Source organism: Micromonospora sp. NPDC047521 (genome assembly GCF_055587305.1).
Window position 1 is genome coordinate 303,381 of the sequence record NZ_JBVJGN010000009.1, and the last position, 8,309, is coordinate 311,689.

At 73.1% G+C, this 8,309-nt stretch carries 6 protein-coding genes and 1 pseudogene; 5 read left to right on the forward strand and 2 right to left on the reverse strand.

Annotated elements, in window-relative coordinates:
* Positions 1 to 85: 85 nt before the first annotated feature.
* A complete protein-coding gene (gene meaB / locus ACZ6N8_RS21330) occupies positions 86 to 1,090 on the forward strand; it encodes a methylmalonyl Co-A mutase-associated GTPase MeaB (RefSeq protein ID WP_466012156.1) in 1,005 nt (334 codons plus the stop codon).
* A gap of 31 nt (positions 1,091 to 1,121) precedes the next feature.
* Here the strand turns inward: meaB and ACZ6N8_RS21335 are convergent, their stop codons facing one another.
* Both ACZ6N8_RS21335 and ACZ6N8_RS21340 read right to left on the reverse strand, forming a co-directional pair.
* Positions 1,122 to 2,825 carry a DUF2207 family protein gene (locus tag ACZ6N8_RS21335; RefSeq protein ID WP_466012158.1) on the reverse strand — a complete coding sequence of 568 codons (1,704 nt, stop codon included), beginning with the start codon at positions 2,823 to 2,825 and terminating at the stop codon, positions 1,122 to 1,124.
* Between the two features lie 3 nt (positions 2,826 to 2,828).
* Positions 2,829 to 3,395: a LemA family protein gene (locus tag ACZ6N8_RS21340; protein WP_466012160.1), complete on the reverse strand. Its 567-nt coding sequence runs from the start codon at positions 3,393 to 3,395 to the stop codon at positions 2,829 to 2,831.
* 156 nt (positions 3,396 to 3,551) lie between these two features.
* On the opposite strand from ACZ6N8_RS21340, the gene ACZ6N8_RS21345 reads away from it, so the two are divergent.
* The 4 genes and pseudogenes from ACZ6N8_RS21345 (at position 3,552) to ACZ6N8_RS21360 (ending at position 8,187) form a co-directional block, all read left to right on the forward strand.
* Complete coding sequence (locus ACZ6N8_RS21345) at positions 3,552 to 3,962, forward strand: Asp23/Gls24 family envelope stress response protein (protein ID WP_466012162.1); 411 nt, start codon at positions 3,552 to 3,554, stop codon at positions 3,960 to 3,962.
* 132 nt (positions 3,963 to 4,094) lie between these two features.
* Positions 4,095 to 5,783 (forward strand): acyl-CoA mutase large subunit family protein, encoded by a 1,689-nt coding sequence (locus ACZ6N8_RS21350; RefSeq protein WP_466012164.1) that lies wholly within the window; start codon positions 4,095 to 4,097, stop codon positions 5,781 to 5,783.
* 177 nt (positions 5,784 to 5,960) lie between these two features.
* Positions 5,961 to 6,884 (forward strand): tetratricopeptide repeat protein, encoded by a 924-nt coding sequence (locus ACZ6N8_RS21355; protein WP_466012166.1) that lies wholly within the window; start codon positions 5,961 to 5,963, stop codon positions 6,882 to 6,884.
* Positions 6,885 to 6,950: 66 nt separating this feature from the next.
* Positions 6,951 to 8,187, forward strand: a pseudogene (locus ACZ6N8_RS21360) (arginase family protein).
* Positions 8,188 to 8,309 lie beyond the last annotated feature (122 nt).

Below are 8,309 nucleotides of genomic sequence, written 5' to 3' on the forward strand. Positions count from 1 at the left end.
CCGCAGTCGCGAACAAGGATCGTTCAGTGAGCGCGAGGAGTGAGCCGGGTTTGCGAGCCCCGCAGTCGCGAACAAGGATCGTGCAGTGAGCGAAGCTGTCGAGAACGTCCCGACTGCGGCCACCGGATCGGTGCGCCGCAGCCGGGACGTACCCCGGCTCGTGGAGCGGGCCCGCGCGGGTGACCCCCGCGCGGTCGCCCGCCTGATCACCCTTGTCGAGAACGGCGACGCGCTGCTGCCGGAGATCGCCGCCGCGCTCGCGCCGTACGCCGGGCAGGCCCAGGTGGTCGGGTTGACCGGCTCGCCGGGCGTGGGCAAGTCGACGACCACCAACGAGCTGGTCCGCGCGCTGCGGGCACGCGGTCACCGCGTAGGCGTGCTGGCCGTGGACCCGTCCAGCCCGTTCACCGGCGGCGCGATCCTCGGCGACCGGGTGCGGATGCAGGACCACGCCACCGATCCCGGCGTCTACATCAGGTCCATGTCCAGCCGGGGGCATCTCGGCGGGCTGGCCGCGGCGACGCCGCAGGCGGTCCGGGTGCTGGAGGGCGCCGGCTGCGACGTGGTGCTTGTGGAGACCGTCGGCGTGGGGCAGGCCGAGGTGGAGGTCGCCTCGCTGGCCGACACCACGCTCGTGCTGCTCGCCCCCGGCATGGGTGACGCCATCCAGGCGGTCAAGGCCGGCATCCTGGAGATCGCCGACGTCTTCGTCGTCAACAAGGCCGACCGGGACGGCGTCGACGCCACCGTCCGCGACATCCAGGGCATGATCGCCCTCGGTGAGCGCGGGCCGGGGCAGTGGCGACCGCAGGTCGTCCGCTCGGTCGCCGCCCGGGGTGAGGGCATCGACGACATCGCCGCCGCCATCGACAAGCACCGCGGCTGGCTGGTCGAGCACGGCGAGCTGCGCCGCCGGCAGGAGGCGCGGGCCGCCGCCGAGATCGAGGCCATCGCGCTGGGCACCCTCCGTGCCCGGATCGGTTCACTGCGCGACGGTACGGAGCTGTCGACGCTCGCCGCCAAGGTCGCCGAGGGTTCGCTCGACCCGTACGCGGCGGCGGACGAGCTGCTCGATCAGCTCGGCTCCTGATCCGCAGCCCGACGGCGCACCGGGCGGTGGCTCAGGCGGCCGTGAGGGCGTCGCGTGCGCATCTGGTGAGCAGCCACGGAAGGTGCGGCGTCCCGATCCGCCCGCTGCCGAGCGCGGTGAGGACCAGTGTGATGTCACCGACGCGCAGCACCACCTTGTCGCCGCTGGCGTACGCCTCGTCGCCGATGCCCGGCAGCGGGGTGGCGACGCCACGGGCGTTGGCCCGCCACGCGATCTGCCCGGCCGTACCGTCCGCCCAGGCGGCGCGGAGCACGGTGCTGTTGTCGCGCTCGGAGTGGAAGTCGACGCGTCGCGGCAGGCGTCGCACCCGTACCTGTCGGCCGACGACCCGTGCGACGTCCTCGACGGAGATCGGAAGCGGCCCGGCAGGCACATGATCTACCTCGCCGAACACGTCCGTGACCAGCAGGCCGGTCTGCTCGGGTTCCGGGTCCGCCGACGAGCGGACGGTCAGGGTGCCGACCCGTCTGCTCCACGGCCGGCCGGTGATCGTCACGACGTCGCCCGGCCGGCAGCGGTCTCCCCACCCGCCGGGCAGCCCCCACGCGGTGGTCTCGTCGGCGGTCCCGTCGTCGAGTACCAGGTGGATCAGTCGCCGGCTGTCCCGCCCGTGTGGGCGCAGCGCCAGCACCTGACCGGTGACGGTCACCGACCGCGTCCGGTCCACCAACGCGCCGCCCAGCAGGTATGCGGCACCGGCGAGCAGCACGTACCCCGGCAGCGAATACCAGCCGGAGCGACCGGCGACGCTCAGCACGAACGTTCCCGCGACCACGAGCAGCAGCGCCTGACCGAGCAGCGCGCGGGTGGTGCTGCCGTACCCGGGCCGTACCCGTGGACAGCGCGCCCGGATCCGGCGCCAGCCGCCCCGGTACGACGACCAGAGCTCACGCTGGTCGCCGACGTCGAGGCCGAGCACGTCGAGGGTGCGGCGGGTGACGCCCAGCGCGGCGCCGTACGCGAGGTAGCGGTCCCAGACCGCCACCGCCGAGGGCGGCAGCTCGGCAAACTGTTCGTGGTTACGCAGCCAGGTGCCTACTGCGAGCCACCGGGAGGTGGCGTCCAGTCCCGCCGGGGTAGCGCGCTCGCCGACGCGCTGCACGAGGCCCGCGAGCACCAGGGCGACGGTGAGCGAGAGAAGGAACGTCCAGCGCAGGTGCGTGCGGTACACGGCCACCAGGCCGCAGACCACGCCCACCGCGACCGCGCCGAGGTACAGCGCGGCCATCATCGTCCGCCCGAATCGACGCCGGGACAGCCCGGCCGCGCGGGCGTCGGCGACCACGGCGGCGCGCAGCTGGCCGTTCCAGTTCTTGGCCTCGTCCTCGTCGCGGAAGGCCAGCGCGGTAAGCGGCACCACCCCGTCGACGGCGAGCCCACGGACCCGCGCCAGGACCTGCCGTTCGTACGGCCGCAGGCTGCTGTCGTCCGCACGGCCCTCAGCGAGATGGATGGTGGTGCCACGGGGGTCGGCGTCCGGCTGTCGCAGCTCGTACCAGCCGGCCGCGGCCAGGTCGAGCAGGATCGACTCCGTCGTGCCCGCGCCCGTCGACCCGCCGTTGACCAGCAGGCTCACCACGGCCGGCGGCTCCGGGCCGAGGTCCATGGTGGCCGGTCGGGCGGCTGGTGGCCCCGGGCGGGTGGCGATCCGGCAGGCGCCGTACGCGAGGAGCCAGAGCCCGACGGCGACGCCGGCGAGGATGAGGTCCGCCACGGCTCAGAGACCGACCGCGATGACGCCACGGTCCGAGTCGTCGGAGGTGAACAACTCGCGCCTGTGGAAGCCGAGCGGCCCGGCGACCAGGTTCGTGGGGAAGCTCTGGATCGCCGTGTTGTACTGCTGCACGGCGTACGTCAGGAACTGCCGGGCATAAGCGATCTTGTCCTCGGTGGTGGCCAGGTCGCGCTGCAACGCCGCGAAGTTCTCGCTCGCCCGCAACTGCGGGTACGCCTCGGCGAGCGCGACGAGGCGACCCAGAGCCTGACCGAGCGCGTTCTCGGCGTCGGCCCGGCCCGGGTCACCACCGGTGTGCGTGATCGCCTCGCCGCGTGCGGCCAGCACGGCGGCCAGGGTGTCGCGTTCGTGCGACGCGTACCCCTTGACGGTCTCGACCAGGTTCGGGATGAGGTCGTGGCGGCGCTTGAGCTGCACGTCGATCTGGGACCAGGACGCATCCACCTGGTTACGCATCCGCACCAGCTTGTTGTAGACCCGCACCAGCCACACCCCGAGCAGGAGGACGAGCGCCGAGCCCGCCAGAGCGGCGACAGAAATCGATGCCATGGCGGGCAAGATAGCGAACCGGCCCGAGGAGTGCGTCCGCGCGTCCACGGGGGACGGTCACCGCGCGCCGGGAGACAGTAGGCTCGCGCTCGCGCGGGCACCGCTCGCGTGGGCCCCGGACGGGGCCGGTGCCTGACGACGGCAGGGGAGCGGGACGTGAGTGACGAGGCGACGCGCGAGCTGGGCACGGTGCCGGCGGTGGCCGGCGGGACGACGAAGGTCTCCGACGAGGTGATCGAGAAGATCGCCGTCGCCGCCGCCAGCTCGGTGCCCGGCGTGGCCGAGATGGGTGGGGACGTCGCGCGGTTCTTCAACGCGGTCCTCGATCGCGTCGGGCTGGACCAGGTCGGCGACGCCCGGCGGGGTTGCTCGGCCCACGTCTCCGGGGACGCGGCCGTGATCAACCTGGTGCTGGTGATTCAGGCCGGTCAGCCGGTGCCGGAGATCACCGGGCAGGTGCGGGCCCGGGTCACCGAGGCCGTCGAGGCGTACGGGCTGCGGGTCGACGAGGTCAACATCCGGGTCGACGACGTGGCGATGGGCGGGCCGGCGACTCCCGTGGCGTGATCTCGGACGGGCCTGCCGTCCGCGCCCGCTGCGGCGCCCACGTTACCCACCGGTACGAGTTGACTTAGCGATCGTTCAGGTCGGGGCTCTACACTCGATGGGCAATCGAGGACCCGAGGAGGAGCCCCGCGCATGGACGCCGACGAGATCGACGCCGGACGGGCACGCTGGCAGGCCCGGTACGACGCCGCGCGCAAGCGTGACGCCGACTTCACGACGCTCTCCGGGATGCCTGTCGAGCCGGTCTACGGGCCGCCGGAGGGCAGCGCGTACCCGGGCTTCGAGCGGATCGGCTGGCCCGGCGAGTATCCGTACACCAGGGGTCTGTATCCGACCGGATACCGGGGGCGGACCTGGACGATCCGGCAGTTCGCCGGCTTCGGCAACGCCCAGCAGACGAACGAGCGTTACAAGATGATCCTCGGCGCCGGCGGTGGCGGCCTGTCCGTCGCGTTCGACATGCCGACGCTGATGGGCCGCGACTCGGACGACCCGCAGGCGCTCGGCGAGGTCGGGCACTGCGGCGTCGCCATCGACACGGCTACCGACATGCAGGCGCTCTTCGACGGCATCGACCTGGCCGATGTCACCACGTCGATGACCATCTCCGGCCCGGCAGTGCCTGTGTTCTGCATGTACCTGGTCGCCGCCGAGCGGCAGGGCGCTGACCTGTCCAAGCTGGACGGCACGCTTCAGACGGACATCTTCAAGGAGTACATCGCGCAGAAGGAGTGGCTCTTCGACCCCGAGCCGCACCTGCGCCTCATCGGCGACCTGATGGAGTACTGCGCGGCCGAGATCCCGCGGTACAAGCCGCTGTCGGTCTCCGGCTACCACATCCGCGAGGCCGGCTCGACAGCCGCGCAGGAGCTGGCGTACACCCTCGCCGACGGTTTCGGCTACGTGGAGCTGGGCCTGTCGCGCGGGCTGGACGTGAACGTGTTCGCGCCGGGCCTGAGCTTCTTCTTCGACTCGCACCTCGACTTCTTCGAGGAGATCGCCAAGTTCCGCGCCGCCCGCCGGATCTGGGCCCGCTGGTTGCGCGACGTCTACGGCGCGACAAGCGAGAAGGCCCTGTGGCTGCGGTTCCACACGCAGACCGCGGGGGTGTCGCTGACCGCCCAGCAGCCGGTCAACAACGTCGTACGCACGGCCGTGGAGGCCCTCGCGGCGGTGCTCGGCGGGACCAACTCGCTGCACACGAACGCCCTCGACGAGACACTCGCGCTGCCCACCGACGAGTCCGCCGAGATCGCCCTGCGGACGCAGCAGGTGCTGATGGAGGAGACCGGCGTGGTGAACGTCGCCGACCCGCTCGGCGGCTCCTGGTACGTCGAGGCGCTGACCGACAAGATCGAGGCCGAGGCGGAGGAGATCTTCGCCCGCATCCGGCAGCTCGGCGGGGAGGGGCCGCACCAGATCGGCCCGATGACCTCGGGCATCCTGCGCGGCATCGAGGACGGCTGGTTCACCGGGCACATCGCCGAGTCGGCGTTCGTCTACCAGCAGGCCCTCGAGAAGGGCGACAAGAAGATCGTCGGCGTCAACTGCCACACCGGCACCGTCGCCAAGGAGCTGGAGATCCTGCGCATCTCGCACGAGGTGGAGCTGGAGCAGCGCCGGGTGCTCGCCGAGCGCAAGGCCGGACGGGACGACGCAGCGGTCAAGGCCGCGGTCGCCCGGATGGTCGAGGCGAGCCGCACCGACGAGAACATGATCCCCGCGATGCTCGACGCCGTCCGCGCCGAGGCCACCCTCGGCGAGATCTGCGACGCCCTGCGCGCCGAGTGGGGCACCTACCGGGAGCCGGCGCGCTTCTGACCCCGTACCGGACCCATCCCTTCGATCGTGCGGTTGCCGCGTCGGCAGATGTCGTGAAGGCGGCCTGTCGGCGTCGGAAGGTGCCCGATCGAAGGGGTGGGGGCGAGGCGTGAGAGTTGCAACGTCGGAGTTGCGGGTGAGCTGAGAACCCGGGCTCGCGTGCGAGACTAGGTAACCATGAGCGACCCACGGATCACCTCGTCGATCTTCACCCGCGGCGCGGTCGACCTCAGCACGCTGCGCGGCCCCGCACCAGCCAGTACCCGCCCCGGCACACCCCCGCAGGGCGGCCCGTCCACAGGCGCGCCAGGCGCGCCCGGCGCCGGCGGTGACGGCGCCATCGTCGACGTCACCGAAGCGACCATCCAGTCCGAGGTACTCGAACGGTCGATGGCCATGCCCGTCGTCGTCTTCTTCGGCGCGGCCGGCTTCCCCGAGAGTGACGAGTTCGCCCCGGTGCTGGAGCGGCTGGCCGCCGAGAGCGGCGGTGCCTGGGTGCTCGCCCGGGTCGACGTGCAGCAGAGCCCGCGGATCGCCCAGATGTTCCGGGTCCAGGGCATCCCCATGGTGTACGCGGTGGTCGGCGGCCAGCCCATCGACGCCTTCTCCGGGGTGGTCCCCGAGGCGCAGCTGCGCCAGTGGCTCCAGGCCGTGCTCAAGGCCGGCGGCGTGACAGTCGCCGAACCGGAGGACCCGCGCCTCGACGAGGCGGACGACGCCCTGATGAGTGGTGACCTGGACGCCGCCGAGCGGGCGTACCGCAAGATCCTCGCCGACTCCCCGGCGGACGTCGCGGCCGAGGCCGGCCTCGCCCAGGTCGGGGTGGCCCGCCGGGTTGCCGGCGCCGACCCGGCCACCGCGCTGGCCGCCGCCGACAGTGCCCCCGACGACGTGGCCGCCCAGCTGCTGGCCGCCGACATCGAGGTGCTCAGCGGCCTGGCCGAGCAGGCGTACGCCCGGCTCGTCGGCCTGGTCCGGCGCACCGCCGGCGAGGACCGGGAGACGGTCCGCCAGCACCTGGTGTCGCTGTTCACCATCGCCGGCCCGGACGACCCGGCGGTCGCCTCGGCACGCCGTGCCCTGGCCAGCGCCCTGTTCTGAGTTCGAAGCACGCCAGCGCGGGCCGGCGTTCCGGCCGGCCCGCCCGACCTCCGAGGACGGGAGCTCATGATGCGCCGGATCGCCGTCCTCGACGCGCCGACAAATCTCGGTCTACGGCCGCCCACGCCCACGTCGGTTCCGGGCTGCGCCAAGGCGCCCGGAGCGCTGCGGGACCACGACCTGCTGGCCCGGTTGCGCGCCCGCGACGCCGGATGCATCACCCCACCCCGCTACGACCCGGGTGACTGGCGGCCCGGCGACGGGGTGTGCCACGCCCGGGAGATCGCCGACTACTCCCTCGCCCTCGCCGAGCGGGTCGGCTCGATCATCGACCGGGGCGAGTTCCCGGTGGTGCTGGGCGGCGACTGCTCGGTGCTGCTCGGCTCGGCGCTTGCCATGCACCGCCTCGGTGAGGCGGTCGGCGGGCGGATCGGCCTGGTCTTCGTGGACGGGCACTCCGACTTCCGGCACCCCGGCAACGCCTCCTACGTGGGTGCCGCCGCGGGGGAGGACCTGGCCCTGGTCACCGGGCGCGGGCAGGCCGACCTGGCCGCCCTGGAGGGACGCCGACCCTACTTCCGCGACATCGACGTGGTGGTGCTCGGCATCCGGGCGCAGGACGAGTACCGCCTCGACCTCCAGGCGGCGGGGATCACCACCCGGCCGGTGCCGGCGCTGCGCGCCGAGGGCGCCGCCCGCACGGCGCAGTGGGCACACGAGCAGCTCGCCGACTGCGCGGGCTACTGGGTGCACATCGACGTGGACGTGCTCGACCCGGCGGTGATGCCCGCCGTGGACGCCCCCGACCCGGGCGGCATCGCCTTCGCCGAGCTGGAGATCCTGCTCGCCGGCCTGGTCGACACCCCGCACTGCCTCGGCGTCGAGCTGACCGTCTTCGACCCCGACTACGACCCGGACGGCTCGTACGCCGCCGAGATCGTCAACACGGTGGTCGCGGGTCTGGCACCTGTCACCGCCCCGGAGGCGGTGCCGCCGCGCCTGCTCCCGGCCCGGCCCACCCCCGCCCCGCGACGCGGCACCAGCCGACCCACCCTCGTCCCCGAGCCGCCCGGAACAGCGGGCCCCGAGGCCGACGGCGAGGGGTCGCGCCAGGAGCCCCGGTACGACGGCGAGCATGTGTCCGGCCACAACGGAACCGGCGACCGGCTGTCCGGCGACGTCCTCGTCCCGGCCCGGGCCGAGCAGGAGTCGGAGTCGGAGTCGGCCCACCTTCCCGTCCCGGCCCGGTCGGAGTCGGCGGGTTTCCTCGGGCCGGTCAGCTCGGATCCGGACAGCGTCGTGACGACTGTCGAACCCGTCGGCCCACCCGCATCGGCCGGCCCCGGCCTGCTGCGCCGACCGTCGCCCACCCCACCCCCCACGCACCATCCCCAAACCGACACAGCCTGACCCCCCGCCCCGCCC

Bases quoted from the DNA above. Each gene is read 5' to 3' on its own strand.
- ACZ6N8_RS21340 (WP_466012160.1), bottom strand. From the start codon at position 3,395: ATGGCATCGATTTCTGTCGCCGCTCTGGCGGGCTCGGCGCTCGTCCTC.
- ACZ6N8_RS21350 (WP_466012164.1), top strand. From the start codon at position 4,095: ATGGACGCCGACGAGATCGACGCCGGACGGGCACGCTGGCAGGCCCGG.
- ACZ6N8_RS21355 (WP_466012166.1), top strand. From the start codon at position 5,961: ATGAGCGACCCACGGATCACCTCGTCGATCTTCACCCGCGGCGCGGTC.